Consider the following 18,336-nt stretch of genomic DNA (forward strand, 5'->3'; position numbering starts at 1 on the left):
CCACCCACCGCCCGATCGCACAGCGACTGCTGACCGCCCTGGTCCGCCCCGCCGACGAAGCCCACGCCGTCCCGGCCACCCGCCAGCAGATCTCCCCACCCGCCTGCGCGCCCTCAGCGCCGACACCGGGCCGGGCGCCGCGGACGAGGCAGCCTTCGACGAGGTCGTGGCCGCCCTGACCCGCCACAGCGTTATCACCACCCACACCGCGGTCCGGCCGGACGACATCCACGGCCAGCCGATGGCGGAGCTCGTCCACGACGCCCTCATCCGAGACTGGAGCGACCTGCGTGACTGGGTAGCCCAAGACCAACGCTCCCAGCTCTGGCTGCACCGCACCACCGAGCAGGCAGCACGCCACACCGCAAGCGGCCTACCGGAAGACCTGCTCGCCGGCAGCGTCCTCGCGGAAGGCCTGGACTGGGCCCGACAGCGCTCCCTGCCGGCGGACATCACCACGCTCCTGGCAGCCAGCCGACAACGGCAACAGGCCGCGATCCGCCGTGCCCGACGCATCAACATCTCCCTGGCCGGGCTGCTCGCCCTCGCCCTGTGCATCGCGGGCGTGGCCTTCTGGCAACGGCAAACCGCGGTCGATGCGCAGTACCGGGCACTGGCTCGATTGTCGCAACACCTGGCCGTCCAGTCCGACGCCTTGATTGGCAGTCAGCCGGACCTGGCTTCTCTCCTGGCCATCCAGGCATACCGCACCAGCCCCACTGCCGAAGCCGCCGCCAGCCTGTCCGCGGCCGCGGCGCTTCCCCTCCAGCGCCGCCTCACCGGCCACACCGATACCGTGGAGGCGGTGGCGTTCAGCCCGGACGGCAAAACCCTCGCCATCGGCAGCGACGACGAGACGGTGCGGCTGTGGGACGCCACCACCGGCACACCCCGCGAGACCCTCACCGGCCACACCAGCCCCGTGGCCTCGGTGGCGTTCAACCCCGACGGCAAGACCCTCGCCACCAGCAGCGGGGACATGACCATACGGTGGTGGAGTTCGTACGTATCCGGAGCGGAAGAGGCTGAGAAAATGATCTGCTCGGCCCTCCGGCGAGACTTCACGAAGGAGGAACGGTCTGCGTACCTAGGAGGCCAGGCCGCCACCCCGGTCTGCACCTGACGCTCTGCCTTTCGCTCTCTTACGGTTGCTGCCACAGGCGGCGTGGGCGCAATGGACGAGAAGCTGGGCCGCGCCGCCGTTGACGAGCCGGCCAGCACCCCGTGATGCTGTCTTCGGTGGTCTGCTTCCAACAGGGCGGCCTGGCCACGGGTCCGGCGATCGGCGGCATCGGCCGCGATCTGCAGCTCGGCCAGAATCTGTTGCCCCGTGCCGTCCACCGACCGCGGCGATGCCGCTCATAGACGCTCTGCCAAGGGCCATATCGTCCGGGCAGTCCGGCCACAGCACACCGGTGTGGGCCCGCAACAGCACCACATTGATCACCTTGTGATGGTCGGCCCACTGCCCGCCGGGCCTGCCCCCACCGGCAGAAGCGGCTCGATCGTTCGCCACTGCGCGTCGGTCAATTCATGACGCCGCACGATGTCTGGCGCGTTCCCGCGCCGAAGCTAGGCCCATCACCCGCCGAGAGCCATCAGGAACGGCCTGGCCGTTGGGTGTCTCACGCCATGTCACTCGTTGCAGTCTCGGCTCCGTGTCATTTCTGAGCCAGAGTGCCTGACGCGGTGCAGGGAGCCGCGGAGAGGCGCGAATCGAGCTCCGCACCTCGGTCCATCTGTCTGCTGGCATGCTTCTCGAGCGCCTTAGGGCATCGAAATCGTTCTGGTGCCGAGCGGGTGGTATGGCGATGATGTCGGTCGGCGCCAGCGGCGGCTCTCCTCTTCCCGCTCCCTTACGGCGCGGTTCGGATCCGCTGCCCTTCGGGGCCTGCACTCACCCGGTAATTTCCCAGGACGGCCAGCCCAGTTCTCCGTAAGAACGCGCCGTGCGCTGCCCGCGCACCTTCATGGACGTCCCGCCCACCATGTGACCTTCCGCGCCGCCGTGCCCGTCACCGACCATGCGGGTCAGCGGGTCGCAGCCGAACGGGGTGTCGATCGGGGTGAGGAGTACGCCGCCTGGGCGGAGTTGCTCCAACCAGGCACAGGGGATCTCCCGTACCGCGGTGGTGGAGATGATCCGGTCGTACGGGGCGTGGCCGGGGTCCCCCTGCTCGCCGTTGCCGGCCACTACCTGCGGGGCCAGACCGAGGGTGTGCAATCGTTCCTCGGCACGCTTCGCCAAGCCCGGGTCGATCTCGACGGTGACGATGTGCTAGGGGGCGGTACGTTGGGCGAGCAGGGCCGTGCTGTATCCCGCCCCCGTGCCGAATTCCAGGATCCTCTCCCCCGGCTGCGGATCCAGTGGTGAAGCATGTCCACCACCACAGCCGGACAAGAGATGTTGTGAGGAAGGGGGCTGTCGACGGCGCGGGCAATCGTCTGACGGGCCGGTCACGCGGGGCGGTCGGCGCAGTACGCTGCCTATGCCGGTAAGAGGTGCTTGTGCTCGGATCGGCATAGGGGGCGGCATGCTGGATCAGGCATTGATGGCTCTGGCTTCTGCGGCCGGGGTGGCGGTTGCCCAGGCGGCAGGCACGGACGCCTGGCAGAGTTTCCGGGAGCGGGTGGCCCGTCTCCTCGGCCGCGGCCCGGCACCGGATGCCGCCCAGGCGAGGTTCCTGGAACGGCTGGATCGGACGGCAGCCGAGCTGGAGAGCACCGATATCGACCAGGCCGACCGGGTGCGGGGCCAGGTGGCGGCCTCATGGCAGGCCCGGTTCCAAGACTTGCTGGAGGATCTGAACGACGTTGACCGGCAACGGGCGGCCGCCCAACTGCGTGACGTGGTCGCTTTGGTCGGCCAGGCCGCCGCAGACGGATTGGTCGGCGACGAGAACGTTGCCATCGGCGGTGACGCGCATGTCCAGGCTGAGAGCGGGTCAGCGGCCGCCGTACAAATGCACGCGCGCGATATGACCTTCAGTACCCCTCCCCTGCCGGGCCCGGAGGGGAAAAGGGGCTGACCGCGCTCGGCACCACACGGCAAGTCCCGCATATCAGCGCCAAAGCGTCCGTCTTCGCGCAGAATCAGTCGATTGCAGCCGGGGAATTGCACATCGAGCGCATCGACACGGTGGCGCATTATGCTACTCCGCGCGCCCCTGTGACGTGGCCGCACCGGGCCGGGAGTCCTGTGCCGCGGCAGGCGGACTGCTTCCAGCACCGGGCCACGGTCGAGTACCTGGCCGCGGCGATGAGCGAGAGCCAAACGGTGGTGCTGTGCCAGGTGCTGGCTGGGACCGGGGGCATGGGCAAAACTCAGCTGGCCGCCCACCACGCCCGCACCGCCTGGCAGACCGGACAGTTGGATCTGCTGGTCTGGGTGGCGGCCGGCAGCCGGGACGCGATCATCAGCACCTACGCGCAGGCCGGCATCGAGGTAGCGGGGGCCGACCCCGAGGATCCCGAGCGGGCCGCCGCACGGTTCCTGCACTGGGCGGAGACCACTGACCGGCGGTGGCTGATCGTCCTGGACGACCTGACTGATCCCGCTGACCTGCGAGGCCTGTGGCCCCCGCGGAATCCCAGCGGCCGTACGCTGGTCACCACCCGCCGCCGGGACGCCGCTCTGACCGGCCCCGCTCGGCACCGCATCGATGTCGGAGTCTTCGCCCCCGAGGAAGCCGCCGCCTACCTGACCACCGTCCTCACCGCCCACGGTTGCTGCGACGACCCGCAGCAGATCTCTGGGCTGGCCGCCGACCTGGGCCACCTGCCACTTGCCCTCGCGCAGGCCGCCGCATACCTGACTGACCTCGGCTTGTCCTGCGCCGCCTACCGCGCCCGGCTGGCCGACCGCTCCCGCACCCTGCCCAGTCTGCTGCCCGACCCGGGCGGACTGCCCGACGATTACCACGCCACCGTCGCCGCCACCTGGTCCCTCTGCCTGGAGTACGCCGAGCGGCTTCGCCCGCGCGGTCTGGCCCGGCCTCTCCTGGCCCTGGCCGCGATGTTGGACCCCAATGGCATCCCCCATGCCGTTTTGACCAGCCCCCCAGCTCTCGCCTACCTCACCGAACACCGCACATCCCAACCCGGTGACCCCGGTGTCGGCCAGCAGCAGGTGACCGCCGCCGACGCCGGTGACGCGCTACGGTGCCTGCACCGGCTCAGCCTCGCCGACCACACCCCCGGCATCCCCCACCGCGCACTGCGTGTACATGCTCTCATCCAACGCGTCGCTCGCGAGGACCTGCCCACCGAACAACACGATCGCCTTGTCCGGGTCGCCGCCGACGCCCTGCTCGCCGCCTGGCCCGACATCATCGAGGGTGGCGATACCACCGACCTGGCACAGGCCCTGCGCTCCAACACCGACGCTCTCACCCACCACGCGCGGGACGCTCTCTACCACCCCGGCATTCACCCGGTGCTCTTCCAGTTCGGCCACAGCCTTGGCAGCAGTGGACGGTTCACTGGCGCCATCACGTACTACCAGCACCTTGCACGCACCACACGCCACCATCTCGGAGCGGATCACCCCGATACCCTCACCGCTCGGGGAGAACTGGCTTTCTGGCAGGGGGCAAGGGAACCGGCAAAAGGCGTCGCCGCCCTGGCGGACCTGCTGAGCGATCAGGTGCGGGTGCTGGGCCCGGAGCACTCCGAAACTCTCCGTACCCGGCATAACGCAGCCTTCTGGCAGAGCGCAACGGAGCACGCGGCCGACGCCGTCGCCGCGCACACCGAGCTGCTCGCCGACAAGCTGCGAGTGCTGGGCCCCGACCACCCCAGCACCCTTCTCACCCGGCAGACTCTCGCTCTTTCGCGAGGGAGGGCGGGGGATGCAGCTGGTGCTGTTACCGGATTCACCGAACTGCTCGCCGACCAGATACGGGTGTTAGGCCCCGAGTACCCCGACACCCTCAAGACCCGACATTTGATGGCCCTTTGCCGGTGGGAGGCGGGGGATAGGGCTGATGCCATCACCGCGTTGACCGAGCTGCTCGCCGATGCGGTGCGAGTGCTGGGCCCCGACCACGGCCAACCCCTCGGCATCCGCAGAACGCTCGCCCTCTGGCAGGGGAAGATGGGAAATCCGGTCGGCTCCGTCAACGCGTTGACGGAGCTGCTTGCCGATGCGGTGCGAGTGCTGGGTCCCGACCACGACGGCACCTTTGTGGTGCGTGAAGACCTCACCTACTGGCAGCAGAAGGCAGAGACGAAGGAGCCTCCATCGCGCGAAGATGACGATTGAGTCTGATTGCCCTCGCGTTGGAAGTCGAGCACGTGCCGTCCAGAGGGAGTGAGTGATGCCTCGGACCGGGGTGGCGATGTGCCGGTCTTGGGCGCGGAGATTGGGGCGGATGGCCTTGAGCCGCTGGTCGAGAGTCCGGTTGTCGACGCGCATGCGGTGCCGGAGCCCGCGGCCGCCGTGAGCGCTTCGGTTCCCTGCAGCAGCATCAGCGGCTCCTGAGCAGTCGTACGGCGTGCGCGAAGGCGTCGTCGTCCCCGACGTTCCCGGCGAAGACGATGTAAGGGATGCCGGCGGCGGGGCCCTCGACGGGTTCCCACAGCAAGACGATGCCGGGCAGCAGCGTGCCGCGCGCCCAGGCCCGGCGGATCCGCAGGCCCTCGGTGGCGGTGTCGCTGGAGGTGATGCCGCCCTTGGCCACGACGAAGGCGGGGGTGCGGGCCGCGGTGATCGCGCGGACCGTCTCCACCAGCGCTGCCGAGACGCTGCGCGCGATGGCGAGCGAGGCGTCCGCGTCCTCGCCGGTGATGACGGTACGGGTGGTCCGTACGACCACGTCCTGCGCCGCCATCGCGTCGGCCGCGGCCCGCGTCACCTCCGCGATGTGCGCGGCGCGCCGCCCCTCGTCCAGCAACTGGTGTACGTCGAGCTCGAATTCGGCGAGACCGCCGTCGGCACGCAACCGGTCCAGCTGGCGGGTGGTCAGGCCGACGTGCGAGCCGACGACGATGAGGCCGTGCGGCGCGGCGGGCGCGCCGATCTCGGCGGCGGTGAGCGGGGCGCGCGCGGCCTGGCCGGCTCCGGCCCGTACGAAGGAGGGGGCGATGCGGTACAGCAGGCGGGCGCCGGCCGCCTCGGCCTGCGCGAGGCCGAGGGCGAGCACGCGCAGATCGTCGTCGCAGACCGCGTCGGCCGAGGCGGTCCGCCGGTCGCGCAGCGTGCCGAGCTCGGCGACCCGCTCCGGGCCGCCCACGCGCAGGTCTTCCAGAGTGATCCGGACGACGTCCGCGGCCTTGGTGCGGCCTGCGGTCTTCTCCTCGATCCACTCCGGGAGGCGGGAGTTGACGTATCCGAAGGTCGCGTCCTTGGCGAACTCGCTCTCGCCGACCGGCAGCATGCCCTCCGCCGTACGCATCCAGTGCAGCGAGTCGACGGTGAGCCGGCCGGCCTCGATGTAGGCGGGCGCGACCACCACACCGTCGATGTCACCGGCACCGGCCGCGGCCAGCTCGTCGGCCAGTACGTCGGTCTCCAGCGGGAAATGGCCGCGCAGCGTGGAGTCGCTGCGGCTGGCAAGCACAACGTCCACGCCCTCCGCCCGCGACGCCTCGACCAGGGCCCGCACGATCTGCCGGTTGCGTTCGGCGGCAGCGTCCCGGTCCAGGCTGCGGGTGTTGGTCAGTACGAAGAAGGCGGTGGAGTCCTGGCGCAGCGCCCAGCGCAGGTCCTCGACGGTCCAGGTGGTCAGAACGGGGAGGCCGACCACGGTCTGGGTGCCGGTGGGGTCGTCGTCCAGGAGGACCAGCCGGCGCCCGCCGATCGCCGCGGCGACCCGCTCGGCGGGGACGGCGCGCACCGGCGGCAGCCCGGCCAGCAGCTCCTCCTCGGAGCGGTGGCCCAGAGGTTCGGGGGTGGGGTGGGACATGGTTCGGCTCTTTCGTGCAGGCGTGCGGGCAGGGGGTACCGGCCGGACGGCGAGCGTGCTGGATGCCGTATGGAAGGGAGGTGAAGGGTGCGCGAGGGGTACTGGCCGTCGCGCTTCGGCCGGCTGTCGGTCTTCGCTAGCCGTCGCTCTTCAAGACATGTGTGCGCAGGTCGTCCGCGGTCTGGGCCATGTGCCCCTCCATCGCCTGCCGCGCCTGCTCGGGGTCGCCGGCGCGCAGCGCGTCGAGCACCTTCTGGTGGTGGGCGATGGCGTTCTCGCGGATCTGCGGCACGGCGGAGGTCTCCCGGCGGCCGTCGACGAGCAGCCGACCGAAGGGCTGGAAGAGCAGCGGTACGAAGGCGTTGCCGGACGCCCGCATGATCACCTGGTGGAAGGCGATGTCGGCGTCGACGAAGGCATCGGTGTCGCCCGCGCCGGCCGTCTCCTTCATCTCCTCCAGGAGCTCGGCGAGCTCGGTGAGGTCGTCCTCGGTGCGGCGTACCGCGGCCAGCCGCGCGGAGCCGGCCTCGATCAGCTCGCGTGCCTCGATGAGCTTCTCGGAGACGGTGCCGCCGGGGCGGCGGGCCTCGGCGCGGATCATCGGCTCGAGCGCGGTCCACTGGTCGGGGGCGTTGACGTAGGTGCCCCGGCCGCGGTGGATGCGGACGATGTTCTGCGAGCGCAGGACCTTGACCGCCTCGCGGAGGGTGAGCCGGCTGGCGGAGTACTCCTGCGCCAGCTCGTCCTCGACGGGCAGCAGGGTGCCGGGCGGGTAGTGACCGTCGATGATCGAGGTCAGCAGCCGTTCGGCGATCTCATCGGACAGCGCCATCGCTGTTCGACTCCTTAGCCTGTGCTTCAAGAGCCTGTGCTCAAGCGATCACTACATCAGGCATCTGCTGAACGTAAGCGGGCCCTCCGAGGGGTGTAAATAGGTCACTGGATGTGACCTGGCCGACCCGCCGAACCCGCCGGGAGTCCCGCAGCGACCCGGCGAGCCGGCCGTACGCGCTCCAGGACCCGGCCGTGACCGGCTCCGCCGGTGGGTCAGCTGCGGGCGCGTTGGGTGGCCGCGATGCAGCCGAGCACGATCAGGGCGGTGACGGCGGCGAGGGGCGAGAGCTGTTCGCCCATGAGCAGGACCGACCAGACCAGCGTCATCAGGGGCTGGGCGAGCTGGATCTGACTTGCCTTCAGCACCCCGATGACGGCCATCCCGCGGTACCAGGCGACGAACCCGCCGAACTGGGAGATGAGGGCGATGTAGGCCATGCCGACGACCGCCTTGCCGGTCAGCTGCACCGGCTCCGCAGGCAGGGCAAAGGCGGTGACCAGGGCGGACACGGGAAGGGCAGCGACGACGCCCCAGGCGATGACCTGCCAGCCGGGCATGTGGGAGGCGAGCCGGCCGCCCTGCGCGTACCCGGCGGCGCACACCAGCAGGGCGCCGAAGAGGTAGAGGTCGCCGAGGGTCGGCAGGCCGTGGTTCTGCTGGAGGGTGAAGGCGGCCACGGCGACGGCACCGAGCACGGCGGCCGTCCAGAACACGCGCGACGGCCGCCGGCCGGTGAGTACGGCGGAGACGGCGGCCGTGGCCAGCGGCAGCATGCCGATCACGACGGCCGAGTGGGCAGTGGTGGAGGTCTGCAGGGCCAGTGTGGACAGCAACGGGAATCCGATGGCACAGCCGCCGGCCACCGTGAGCAGGGCCGGCCAGTGCTGCCGCCCGGGTACCGGCACCCGGGCCCCGTACAGGCAGACCGCGGCGAGCAGCCCCGCCAGCAGACCGCGTACGCCGGTCGCCGTCCACGGGCCGAAGCCGTCCAGGGCCCACACGGTGGCCGGGAAGCTGAAGGAGAAGGACACCACGCCGAGGGCGGCCAGGAGAGTACCGCTGAGCGGGCTCCCACTGCGGGGGGTGCCACTGCTGGGAGTACCAGCGGGGGCAGTAGCACCGCTGACCGCTATCGTCGAAGAAGGAGTAGCGCTATCTTGTATCGTCATGAACAACAGTAGCAGTGTCGCTCAATTGGCCGCGACCTTGCGGAATGAGCTGAACCGCTATCCGGAAGGGGAGAAGCTCCCCTCAAGCCGGGCGTTGGTAACGCAGTATCAGGTCAGTCCGGTGACCGTCTCCCGGGCGATCGCAACGCTCGCCGCCGAGGGGCTCGTCACCTCCCGGCCCGGCGCCGGTGTCTTCAAGGCCACCGCACGCCGCGCCTCGGGCGCACTCGGCGACGTCTCCTGGCAGGAGGTGGCGCTGAGCGCGGATCCCCCGCACTCCACCGTCGACGCGGGCCCCCGCAACATGGAAGCCGCCGGCGTCCTGGCCACCCTCACCGCCCCGCCGCCCGAGGTCATCGACCTCAACGGCGGTTATCTGCACGCCACTCTCCAGCCGGAACGGGCGCTGGCCGCCGCGCTGGCCCGGGCAGGCCGCAGGCCCGGCACGTGGTCACGGCCCCCGGTGGAGGGCCTGGCCGAGCTGCGGGACTGGTTCGCGCGCGACATCAGCGGGCCGGGCGGCTCGCTCAACGCCTCGGACGTCCTGATCACCGCCGGGGGCCAGAGCGCCCTCACCACTGCCCTGCGGGCCCTGGCGGCGCCCGGCTCCCCCGTCCTGGTCGAGTCCCCCACCTATCCCGGCATGCTCGCCGTCGCCCGCGCCGCCGGGTTGCGGCCCGTACCGGTACCGGTCGACGCCGACGGTGTACGCACCGACCTGCTCGCCGACGCGTTCGAGGCCACCCGGGCCCGCGCGTTCGTCTGCCAGCCCCTCTTCCACAACCCCACCGGCACCTCCCTCTCCCCTCAACGGCGCACCGAGGTACTCGACATCGCCCGGGCAGCCGGCGCCTTCGTCATCGAGGACGACTTCGCCCGCCGCCTGGTGCACGCCGACGCCCCGCCGCTGCCGCTCCCGCTGGCCGCCGATGACCCGGACGGCGTCGTCGTCCACGTACGCTCGCTCACCAAGGCGGCCTCCCCGAGCCTGCGCATCGGAGCCCTTTCCGCCCGCGGCCCGGCGCTGGAGCGGCTGCGCGCCATCCAGGTCGTCGACAGCTTCTTCGTTCCCCGCCCGCTCCAGGAGACCGCCCTGGAACTGGTCGGCTCCCCCGCCTGGGCCGGTCATCTGCGGGCGCTCGCGGGCGCCCTGCACGAACGCCGGACCACCCTGCTCACCGCGCTGAACAGCGCCCTGCCCGAGCTCCTCCCCCAGCAGACGCCGCACGGTGGTTACCACCTCTGGCTGCGGCTCCCCGACGGCACCGACGAACACGCCGTCGCCGCGACCGCCCTGCGCCACGGCGTGGCAGTCACCGCGGGCGCCCCGTACTTCACCGCCGAGCCCCCGGCTCCCCACCTCCGCCTGAGCTACGTCAGCACTCCCGGCACCGCCCAGCTGAAGGAAGGCGTCCAACGCCTCAGCGAGGCCCTCCCCCGGGCGTAACGGGCGCCCCGACCGCCCGCCGCAGCAGGGCGAGGAACTGCTCGCGTTCCTCCGGAGTGAACGGTGCCAGCATCTGGTCGCTCACCTCGACGACCGCGGGTGCGAGGCGGGTGGCCAGCTCGCGGCCGCTGTCGGTGATGCGTACCAGCTTGCGCCGTCTGTCGCTGTCGTCCTTGGCGAGGTCCACCAGGCCGCGCCGGCGCAGGCGGTCCAGCAGGGGCGCAGCGGTCGACTTGTCGAGATTGGCGAGCGAGCCGAGCGTGCCCTGGTCCATGGCGCCGCGGGTGTGCAGCAGGCACAGGACCGTGAACTGCGGGCCGGTCAGGTCCTGGTGGACCTGCTCGTACCAGAGCCGGTTGTGCACCTGGCTCAGCTGACGGGCCAGGGGGCCGAGCCCGCTGATCGCGGCGAGCAGCAGTTCCGCGTCCGCGTTCTTCCGTGCCATTGCCCGCCGCCGTTCCTCCGCGATTGATTAGGACGTGTACGTACTATACCGTCGACCAGATAGGACGTACACGTACTTACTGTGTGTGGTGAGTGGGGAAGGTCGGGTTATGGTGCAACGCGGCAGTGCGCTCAACTTCCGTGATTTTGTGGAGAGTTCGCTCGCCGTCGGGGATGCGGTCGACATCCGGCGGCCGGTCAGCCCCCTGCTCGAAGTCGGCGCCATTACCCGGCGGGTCTATGAGACGCGGAGCCCGGCGCCGCTGTTCAGCAATCCGACGGGGGCCGAGCCGGGCTTCCGGATTCTTGGCGCGCCCGCCGGTCTGAGCGGGCTCGACGAGGGGGCGTACGGGCGGCTCGCGGCGCACTTCGGGCTGGCGCGTGACACCACGCCGCGCGCGCTGCTGGAGAAGCTGATCTCCGCCATGCACGCGGACCCGGTCGCCCCGCGCGTGGTGGAGACAGGGCCCTGCAAGGAGAACGTGCTGACGGGAGACGATGTCGACCTGGAGCGGTTCCCGGTCCCGTTGCTGCACCAGCAGGACGGCGGCCGGTACTTCGGCACGTACGGCTTCCATGTCGTGCGCTCCCCCGACGGGCGGTGGACGAGCTGGTCGGTCAGCCGCACCATGCTGCACGGGCGCACCACCCTCGTCGGCCCGGCCATGCCGCAGCAGCACATCGGCATGATCCACGCCATGTGGCGCGAGAAGGGCCTGCCGACGCCGTGGGCCATGGTGCTCGGCGCCCCGCCGGCGGCGCTGGCCGCGGCGGGTATGCCGCTGCCCGCCGAGGTCAACGAGGACGGCTACGTCGGCGCCCTCGCCGGCAGCCCCGTCGAGGTGGTCCGCACGGAGCTGCACGACCTGTACGTCCCGGCCAACTCCGAGATCGTGCTGGAGGGTTACCTCAGCCCCGACGAGACCGCACCCGAGGGACCGATGGGCGAGTACCACGGGTACTCCTTCGCCGGGAGCAAGCAGCAGCCCGTCTTCCACGTCGAGGCGATCACCCACCGCGACGATCCCATCCTCCCGGTCTGCGTGGCGGGCCTGCCCCCGGAGGAGAACCACACCATCTGGGGCACGATGATCTCCGCCGTCAGCCTGGACCTGCTGCGCTCCAGCGGGCTGCCGGTCGATCTGGCCTGGTGCTCGTACGAGGCCGCGACCTGCTGGATCGTGGTGTCCATCGACATCCGGCGGCTGGCGGGGAGCGGGCTGGGCGAGCGGGAGCTGGCCGACGCGGTGGCCGACGTCCTCTTCCACTCGCACACCGGGTGGCTGGTGCCCAAGGTCCTGCTGGTGGCGAACGACATCGACATCACCGACATCAACCAGGTGGTGTGGGCCATGGCAACCCGCTACCACCCCGGCACCGGCGAGTACAGCTACCCGGAGGCCCCGGGCATTCCGATGGTCCCCTACCTCACTCCGGAGGAGGTGCGCACGGGCCGGGGCGGCAAGTCCGTCATGAGCTGTCTGCTGCCCGAGCATTTCGAGGGCGTCAGCAAGGGCGTCACCGCGTCCTTCCGGCACTCGTTCCCGGCGGAGACCCGGCAGCGGGTCGTCGAGAACTGGGCCGATTACGGGTTCTGAGTCACGCGCGGCGTGTCATGAGCGCGTAGACGGCCGAGGCCACGCAGATGCCGACGGGCAGGGCGAGGTCCACGCCGTGCAGGGCGCGGGCGAGCGGGCCGGTGTACAGGGTGTTCACGCAGAGCGCCGCCGCGGCGGTGCCGGCCGTGAGCGCGAGGGCACCGGCCCGGTTGACGCCCCCGGTGTACCAGAAGGTGCTGCCGCGGGTCTCGTCGGTGAGGGCGAGGCCGTCGTAGCGGTTGCGGCGCAGCAGGATGTCCGTGGCGTAGACGGCCATGCTGGGGCCGAGCAGGACGACGGTGAGCTGCAGGACGTTGCTGACGGTGTCGAGGAAGTTGGACACGAGCAGCGCGTACAGGGTCAGGGCGACAGCAGCGGCTCCGTCGAAGAGCACGCTGACGGAGCGGCGGATGCGCAGGCCGACGGCCTGGAGGGCCAGCCCGGCGCTGTACGCGGTCAGTGCGTTGAGGGAGACCGTGCCGAGGACCAGGGCGAGCAGGAAGACCGGGGTGAACCAGCCGGGCAGGATCTTCTCCAGCGCGGTCTGCGGGTCGGTCATGTCGACCGCGGTCGCGGCGAACGCGCCCAGGGAACAGACGATCATGCTCGGTACGAAGCCGCCGAGGGCGGTCCAGCCCACGATCGCCTTCTTGGACGTCGCACTGGGCAGGTAGCGGGAGAAGTCCGCGCTGGTGGTGTAGGACAGCGGGCCCGAGGCGATGAGGGTGACCCCGGCGATGAGGGTCGCCCACAGATCGACGCCGGTCAGCGGCTCGGCTGGGGTGTACGAGAAGTCGGCGTGCCCGACCACGCCGACGGCGACGACGGCGAAGACGGCGGCGAGGACCAGGGTGATCGGAAGGTAGAGCTTCATGATCATGGCGTGCCCGTAGACGCTGATGGTCAGGGTGAGCGCGGCGATGACCACCACGACGGCGATCTTGACGCCGGTGGTCGCCGGGATGCCCGCCTTCTCGACGAGGGAGAAGGCCGCGACCGCGGCGGCGGACAGGTTCAGGGCGAAGTAACAGACGGAGATCGTCCAGCCGACGATCGCGTTGTTCACGCGGTTGCCGAGAATGCCGTAGATCGCCCGTGTGATCACCTCGCTCGGTGCGCCGGCGGCCGGGCCGGAGACGGCGAGGAATCCGGTGAGCACCCAGAAGAGGTTGCCCACCACGAGCACCGCGATGGCCTGACCCAGGCTCAGGCCCATGAGGATCAGCGCGCCGCCGACCACCAGGCTGAGGTAGTTGACGTTGGCCGCCGCCCAGACGGAGAACAGCTCCCGCGCCTTGCCGTGGCGTTCCGTTTCGGGGATGCGGTCGATGCCATGGGCCTCGATACGGCCCGCCCGGCCGGAGGCCGGCGGTGCGTCGTCCGCTCTGTGGGTGTCCGGCTGCGGGTCGGGAAGCGTGGACGCCATGGAGCCCTCCGGGGTGCTGGTCTTGCCCACCTGCTTGTTTATTGGTCGGACACTCAATAGCATCCGGGGTATGCCGTCAAGCGTTCAGCGGAAGCGAATCCGGAAATCGCCGGCCGACCGACGTGCGGAAATCGTCGATGCGGCCGCCTCCATCGCCCTGACCGAGGGGCTGGAGTGCATCACGCTGCGGCGGATCGGCGAACAGCTCGGTGTCCGCCCGGGGTTGATCAGTCATTACTTCCCCGCGGTGGAGGATCTCGTGGCCGAGGCGTTCGGCAGCGCCGCGAGCGCCGAACTCGACCGCCTCATCCCGGCGGAGCGGCCCGACGGTACCCCCACCGAGCACCTGGCCCGGTTCTTCGCCCGGGCGACGGGCGAGGCGTACGACGACATGAGCCGGCTCTGGATCAATGCCCGGCATCTCAGGCGTTACCGGCCCGTCCTGCGCGACCGGGTCGGCGTGCAGGAGGACGCCTGGGTCGGACGCCTGTCCGGCCTCCTCCGCGCAGGCGTCGAGCGGGGGGAGTTCCGCACGGACGACCCGGAGGTGGTGGCCATGCAGATCCTGGTGGTGATCGACGGACTGGGGGCCTACAGCAACTCCGTCATCGACAACTGTCCGCCCGCGGTGACCCGGATGGCCGTCACCACGGCGGAGCGCGAACTCGGCCTGCCGAGCGGCGCCCTCATCCGGACCACTCCCAACTGACCAGCCCCAAGGAGCCGCTGTGCGCACCGCCCTCGTCCTGCTCTCCGCCCGTCTGCTCGATCCGGTGACCGGCGCGTTCCTGCCGGAGACCGCCCTCGCCGTGTCCGAGGACGGGCGGATCGCCGCCCTGGGCGACGACCGTGGGATGCGCGCGCTCGCCGGGCCCTCGACCACGGTCATCGACCTCAAGGGCGCCGTGGTGACCCCCGGCCTGGTCGACGGGCATCTCCACCCGGTGTCGGGCGCCGAACTCACCCAGGGGCTGGACCTGTCGGGCTGCGCCGACCTGGACGCCGTGCGCGAGGCGCTGGCCCGCGAGGTCCGCACGCTCGCGCCCGGCGCATGGCTGCACGGCTGGGGCCTGGACCCGAACGTCTTCGGCGACCGCCCCGTCGAGGCCGCCGCGCTCGCCCCCGTACTGGACGGCGTCCCGGCCCTCCTGCTGCTCTTCGACGCCCACTCCATGCTGGCCAGCCCCCGCGCGCTCGAACTCGCCGGTGTCGACGGGCCGCGCACCTTCGACCAGGCCGCCGAGGTCGTCTGCGACGCCGCGGGCCGGCCCACAGGGCTGCTCCTGGAGGACGCCGCCTGCGAGCTCGTCGAACGCGCGGCGCCCCGGCCCACCCGCGCGGAGCGCCGCGACCAACTCGCCACCGCCCTGCGGGAGATGGCCGCCGCCGGACTCACCGGCGGGCACGCGATGGACGCCAACGGCGACAGCCTCGCCCTGTACGCGGAGCTGGAGGCGGCCGGCGAACTGCCGCTGCGGCTGCGGGTCGCGCCCTGGTGCCAGCCCGGCACCGACGAGGATGCGCTGCGGGCGCTGATCGAGCAGCAGGGCACGGGCGGCCGGCTCTGGCGGACCGCGGGCGTCAAGCTCTTCATGGACGGCACCATCGACAACGGCACCGCCTGGCTGGAGCGCCCCGACTGCCACGGCGAGTCCACACACGCCTTCTGGCCGGACACCGCCGCGTACACCCACGTCATCGGCGAGCTGCACCGCGCGGGCGTGCCTACCGCCACCCATGCCATCGGTGACGCGGCCGTGCGGCACGCCCTCGACTCGGTCGAGAAGGCCCGCACCACGGGCGCCGGCCCGGTCCGGCACCGTATCGAGCACATCGAGACGGTGCCCGACGACACCGTGCGCCGCTTCGCCGAGCTGGATGTCGTCGCGTCCATGCAGCCCACCCACTGCTGCGACTTCACCCGGGCCGACCACACCGACAACTGGTCCCGCCGGCTCGGCGAGGAGCGTGCCGCACGCGCCTGGCGCTGCCGCGACCTGTGGGACGCCGGCGCCACGGTCGTCCTCGGCTCGGACTGGCCGATAGCGCCGTACCCGCCGCTCACCGTCATGGCCGGGGCCCGCCACCGCCGCCCCACCCGCGACCTGACCCAGCCCGCGCACGGCCCCGGCCAGGCGCTGACCGCCCTGGAAGCCCTCCGGGCCGTGACCGTCAACGCGGCTTACGCGGCGGGCGAGGAGCACACGGCCGGGCGCCTCGCCGTCGGCCACCGCGCCGACCTCACGGCCTTCGCGGACAGCCCGCTCACCACCCCGGCCGCCGACCTCGCCGACCTCCCGGTCGTCCTCACGGTCCTCGACGGCCGCCCGACCCACCGCGCCCCGAGCCTCTGACGCACCCTCATACAGCGGCCCCCTTCCCTCCTGCGCCGGAGGAACGGGGGCCGTACTGCTATGCCGTGCACCGAGTCGTTGTCACTCCCACACCACAACATTGCGGCGGACCGGGACCGAGCCGGTGTCCTTGGCGAAGAGTTCGGGTGAGCGGGCGCGGACGCGCTCGACGTCGTCGAAGACCGCCCGGAGGTGGGTGCGCATGGCCGAGCGGGCGAGGGCCGCGTCGCCCCCGAGCACCGCTTCGAAGATCTCGACGTGCTGGGCGGCGAAGCCCGTCGGGGTGGCGGTGTCGTAGAGGCCGAGCCGGCGCGCCCGGTCGAGGTGGCCCTTGGCCGAGACCACGGTCGCCCAGGCGCTGCCGTGTCCGCTCAGCCGCAGCAGGGCGTGGTGGAACGCCTCGTCCAGCTCGAAAAAGTCCTCCAGGCCCAGGCCCGGACGCTCCTGCTCGGCGAGATTGCGCCGCAGCTCCTCGACGAGGTCCGCGTCGAGCTCGGCGGGGAGATCGTCCAGAGCCGCCAGCTCCACGGCCTCGCGCAGGAATTGCGCGTCGGCGACCTTGGCCGGGTCGACGCGCGAGACGAACGAGCCGACCTGCGGGAAGATCTGCACCAGGCCCTCCTGCGACAGCAGGATGAGGCTCTCCCGTACCGGCGTACGGCTCACCCCCAGAGCGGCCGCGAGCTCGTTCTCGGACAGCGCGGCGCCCGGGGGAAGTTCGAGGGTCAGAACCTTGCGGCGCAGCGTCTCGTAGACGGCGCGGCGGCTGGTTCGCTGCCGGTTCGATCGGGCCATGCGCTCATCGTATCGGGGCACGCGGGCCTTCCCGTCCACGCTGGTGATTCACGTTTCAAAAGTATTGCGCACCTGTACGACCGGTGCTTGTATACCAGTGCTGGTCGGCCAGTATCACCGATCGGTACCACCCCCGAAGGAGCAGGAACCTGTGAGCAAGATCGAGCGTGTCGAGGTGTTCGTCGCCTCGCCGGGGCGAACCTTCGTCACCCTGCGCATCACGACCTCGGACGGCGTGACCGGCCTGGGCGACGCCACGCTGAACGGCCGCGAGCTCGCCGTGGCGAGCTACCTGCGCGACCACCTCGTACCGCTGCTGATCGGCAAGGACCCGGCGCGCATCGAGGACATGTGGCAGTACCTCTACCGGGGCGCGTACTGGCGCGGCGGGCCGGTCACGATGACCGCGATCTCCGCCGTCGACACGGCGCTGTGGGACATCAAGGGCAAGGTCGCGGGCCTGCCCGTCTACCAGCTGCTCGGCGGCCGCTCGCGCGACGGCGTGATGGTCTACGCGCACGCCAGCGGTACGGACACCGCCTCGCTGATCGACGACGTCGAGCGGTTCCTCGGGCTCGGCTACAAGGCCGTGCGCGCCCAGGCCGCCGTCCCCGACGTCGGCGGTACGTACGGGGTGCGCAAGGGCAAGGTCTACGAGCCGGCCGCCACCTCGCTCCCCGACGAGCAGCCCTGGGACACCGAGGCGTACCTGCGCTTCGCGCCCACCTATCTGGAGGCGGTCCGCGAGCGCTGCGGCTTCGGCTTCCACCTCCTGCACGACGTCCACCACCGGCTCACCCCGATCGAGGCGGCCCGCTTCGGCAAGCAGGTCGAGGACTGCCGGCTGTTCTGGATGGAGGATCCGACGCCGGCCGAGAACCAGGAGGCGTTCCGGCTCATCCGGCAGCACACGACGACGCCCGTCGCGGTGGGCGAAGTACTGACCTCCATCTGGGACGTGCAGCGCCTGATCACCGAGCAGCTCATCGACTACGTGCGCACCAGCGTCGTGCACGCGGGCGGCATCACGCATCTGCGGCGGATCTTCGACCTGGCCGCGCTCTACCAGGTCAGGACCGGTTCGCACGGGGCGACGGACCTCTCCCCCGTCACCCTCGCCGCCGCCGTCCACCTCGACACCGCGGTTCCGAACTTCGGCATCCAGGAGTACATGGCGCACGCGGACGAGACGGGCGAGGTCTTCCGCAGCGGGGTGACCTTCGCCGACGGCATGCTGAACGTGTCCGAGGAGCCCGGGCTCGGCGTCGAGTACGACGAGAAGGCGGCCGAGCGCTTCCCGTACCAGGCCCGCTACCTGCCCGTCGCGCGCCGCCTCGACGGCTCGGTGCACGACTGGTGACCG

The 18,336-nt window shown here is 71.1% G+C and carries 15 protein-coding genes; 8 read left to right on the top strand and 7 right to left on the bottom strand.

The features are described 5' to 3' along the window. Positions 1-103: 103 nt before the first annotated feature. Positions 104-1,123, top strand: a complete 1,020-nt coding sequence (locus CCS38_RS03060) for a WD40 repeat domain-containing protein (RefSeq protein ID WP_372456976.1) — start codon at positions 104-106, stop codon at positions 1,121-1,123. 774 nt (positions 1,124-1,897) lie between these two features. On the opposite strand, the gene CCS38_RS03065 is transcribed toward CCS38_RS03060, so the two are convergent. Beyond that, a complete protein-coding gene (locus CCS38_RS03065) occupies positions 1,898-2,248 on the bottom strand; it encodes a methyltransferase domain-containing protein (RefSeq protein ID WP_263301633.1) in 351 nt (116 codons plus the stop codon). 286 nt (positions 2,249-2,534) lie between these two features. Here CCS38_RS03065 and CCS38_RS03070 point away from each other — a divergent pair, with 286 nt between their 5' ends. Both CCS38_RS03070 and CCS38_RS03075 read left to right on the top strand, forming a co-directional pair. Continuing rightward, on the top strand, positions 2,535-3,029 hold the full coding sequence (locus tag CCS38_RS03070) for an exodeoxyribonuclease V subunit gamma (protein WP_223731622.1): 495 nt from the start codon (positions 2,535-2,537) through the stop codon (positions 3,027-3,029). Positions 3,030-3,199: 170 nt separating this feature from the next. After that, a complete protein-coding gene (locus CCS38_RS03075; protein WP_223731623.1) occupies positions 3,200-5,263 on the top strand; it encodes a tetratricopeptide repeat protein in 2,064 nt (687 codons plus the stop codon). A gap of 205 nt (positions 5,264-5,468) precedes the next feature. Here CCS38_RS03075 and CCS38_RS03080 read toward each other — a convergent pair whose 3' ends face one another. The 3 genes from CCS38_RS03080 to CCS38_RS03090 all read right to left on the bottom strand — a co-directional run bounded on the left by CCS38_RS03080 (position 5,469) and on the right by CCS38_RS03090 (position 8,774). Beyond that, positions 5,469-6,905, bottom strand: coding sequence for a four-carbon acid sugar kinase family protein (locus CCS38_RS03080; RefSeq protein ID WP_223731624.1), 1,437 nt, complete (start codon positions 6,903-6,905; stop codon positions 5,469-5,471). Between the two features lie 136 nt (positions 6,906-7,041). Continuing rightward, positions 7,042-7,737 carry a FadR/GntR family transcriptional regulator gene (locus CCS38_RS03085; RefSeq protein WP_223731625.1) on the bottom strand — a complete coding sequence of 232 codons (696 nt, stop codon included), beginning with the start codon at positions 7,735-7,737 and terminating at the stop codon, positions 7,042-7,044. Between the two features lie 215 nt (positions 7,738-7,952). Then, positions 7,953-8,774, bottom strand: coding sequence for a DMT family transporter (locus CCS38_RS03090; protein ID WP_308050655.1), 822 nt, complete (start codon positions 8,772-8,774; stop codon positions 7,953-7,955). Between the two features lie 133 nt (positions 8,775-8,907). On the opposite strand from CCS38_RS03090, the gene CCS38_RS03095 reads away from it, so the two are divergent. Next, complete coding sequence (locus tag CCS38_RS03095; RefSeq protein ID WP_223731627.1) at positions 8,908-10,356, top strand: aminotransferase-like domain-containing protein; 1,449 nt, start codon at positions 8,908-8,910, stop codon at positions 10,354-10,356. Here CCS38_RS03095 and CCS38_RS03100 read toward each other — a convergent pair. Continuing rightward, entirely contained in the window at positions 10,331-10,801 is a 471-nt protein-coding gene (locus tag CCS38_RS03100) for a MarR family transcriptional regulator (protein WP_223731628.1), read from the bottom strand. The genes CCS38_RS03095 and CCS38_RS03100 overlap by 26 nt on opposite strands. Positions 10,802-10,910: 109 nt before the next feature. Here CCS38_RS03100 and CCS38_RS03105 point away from each other — a divergent pair, with 109 nt between their 5' ends. Beyond that, on the top strand, positions 10,911-12,398 hold the full coding sequence (locus CCS38_RS03105) for a UbiD family decarboxylase (RefSeq protein WP_223731629.1): 1,488 nt from the start codon (positions 10,911-10,913) through the stop codon (positions 12,396-12,398). 1 nt (position 12,399) lies between these two features. Here CCS38_RS03105 and CCS38_RS03110 read toward each other — a convergent pair whose 3' ends face one another. Further along, positions 12,400-13,824: a purine-cytosine permease family protein gene (locus tag CCS38_RS03110; protein WP_223731630.1), complete on the bottom strand. Its 1,425-nt coding sequence runs from the start codon at positions 13,822-13,824 to the stop codon at positions 12,400-12,402. A 70-nt stretch (positions 13,825-13,894) separates the two neighbouring features. On the opposite strand from CCS38_RS03110, the gene CCS38_RS03115 reads away from it, so the two are divergent. Continuing rightward, on the top strand, positions 13,895-14,533 hold the full coding sequence (locus CCS38_RS03115; protein ID WP_223731647.1) for a TetR/AcrR family transcriptional regulator: 639 nt from the start codon (positions 13,895-13,897) through the stop codon (positions 14,531-14,533). Between the two features lie 19 nt (positions 14,534-14,552). Then, positions 14,553-16,178: an amidohydrolase gene (locus CCS38_RS03120; protein ID WP_223731631.1), complete on the top strand. Its 1,626-nt coding sequence runs from the start codon at positions 14,553-14,555 to the stop codon at positions 16,176-16,178. Between the two features lie 81 nt (positions 16,179-16,259). On the opposite strand, the gene CCS38_RS03125 is transcribed toward CCS38_RS03120, so the two are convergent. Next, on the bottom strand, positions 16,260-16,973 hold the full coding sequence (locus tag CCS38_RS03125) for a GntR family transcriptional regulator (protein WP_223731632.1): 714 nt from the start codon (positions 16,971-16,973) through the stop codon (positions 16,260-16,262). Between the two features lie 151 nt (positions 16,974-17,124). Between CCS38_RS03125 and manD the strand changes: the two genes are divergently transcribed. Continuing rightward, positions 17,125-18,333: a D-mannonate dehydratase ManD gene (gene manD / locus CCS38_RS03130; RefSeq protein WP_223731633.1), complete on the top strand. Its 1,209-nt coding sequence runs from the start codon at positions 17,125-17,127 to the stop codon at positions 18,331-18,333. Positions 18,334-18,336 lie beyond the last annotated feature (3 nt).

This window comes from Streptomyces purpurogeneiscleroticus (assembly GCF_020024005.1).
GTDB classification, from domain to species: Bacteria; Actinomycetota; Actinomycetes; order Streptomycetales; family Streptomycetaceae; genus Streptomyces; species Streptomyces purpurogeneiscleroticus.

What these genes read in the sequence shown, in the direction of transcription:
- CCS38_RS03085 (WP_223731625.1), bottom strand. Translation starts at nt 7,737, where the DNA reads ATGGCGCTGTCCGATGAGATCGCCGAACGGCTGCTGACCTCGATCATC.
- CCS38_RS03110 (WP_223731630.1), bottom strand. Translation starts at nt 13,824, where the DNA reads ATGGCGTCCACGCTTCCCGACCCGCAGCCGGACACCCACAGAGCGGAC.
- CCS38_RS03100 (WP_223731628.1), bottom strand. Translation starts at nt 10,801, where the DNA reads ATGGCACGGAAGAACGCGGACGCGGAACTGCTGCTCGCCGCGATCAGC.
- CCS38_RS03125 (WP_223731632.1), bottom strand. Translation starts at nt 16,973, where the DNA reads ATGGCCCGATCGAACCGGCAGCGAACCAGCCGCCGCGCCGTCTACGAG.
- CCS38_RS03070 (WP_223731622.1), top strand. Translation starts at nt 2,535, where the DNA reads ATGCTGGATCAGGCATTGATGGCTCTGGCTTCTGCGGCCGGGGTGGCG.
- CCS38_RS03105 (WP_223731629.1), top strand. Translation starts at nt 10,911, where the DNA reads ATGGTGCAACGCGGCAGTGCGCTCAACTTCCGTGATTTTGTGGAGAGT.
- CCS38_RS03080 (WP_223731624.1), bottom strand. Translation starts at nt 6,905, where the DNA reads ATGTCCCACCCCACCCCCGAACCTCTGGGCCACCGCTCCGAGGAGGAG.
- CCS38_RS03095 (WP_223731627.1), top strand. Translation starts at nt 8,908, where the DNA reads ATGAACAACAGTAGCAGTGTCGCTCAATTGGCCGCGACCTTGCGGAAT.
- CCS38_RS03115 (WP_223731647.1), top strand. Translation starts at nt 13,895, where the DNA reads ATGCCGTCAAGCGTTCAGCGGAAGCGAATCCGGAAATCGCCGGCCGAC.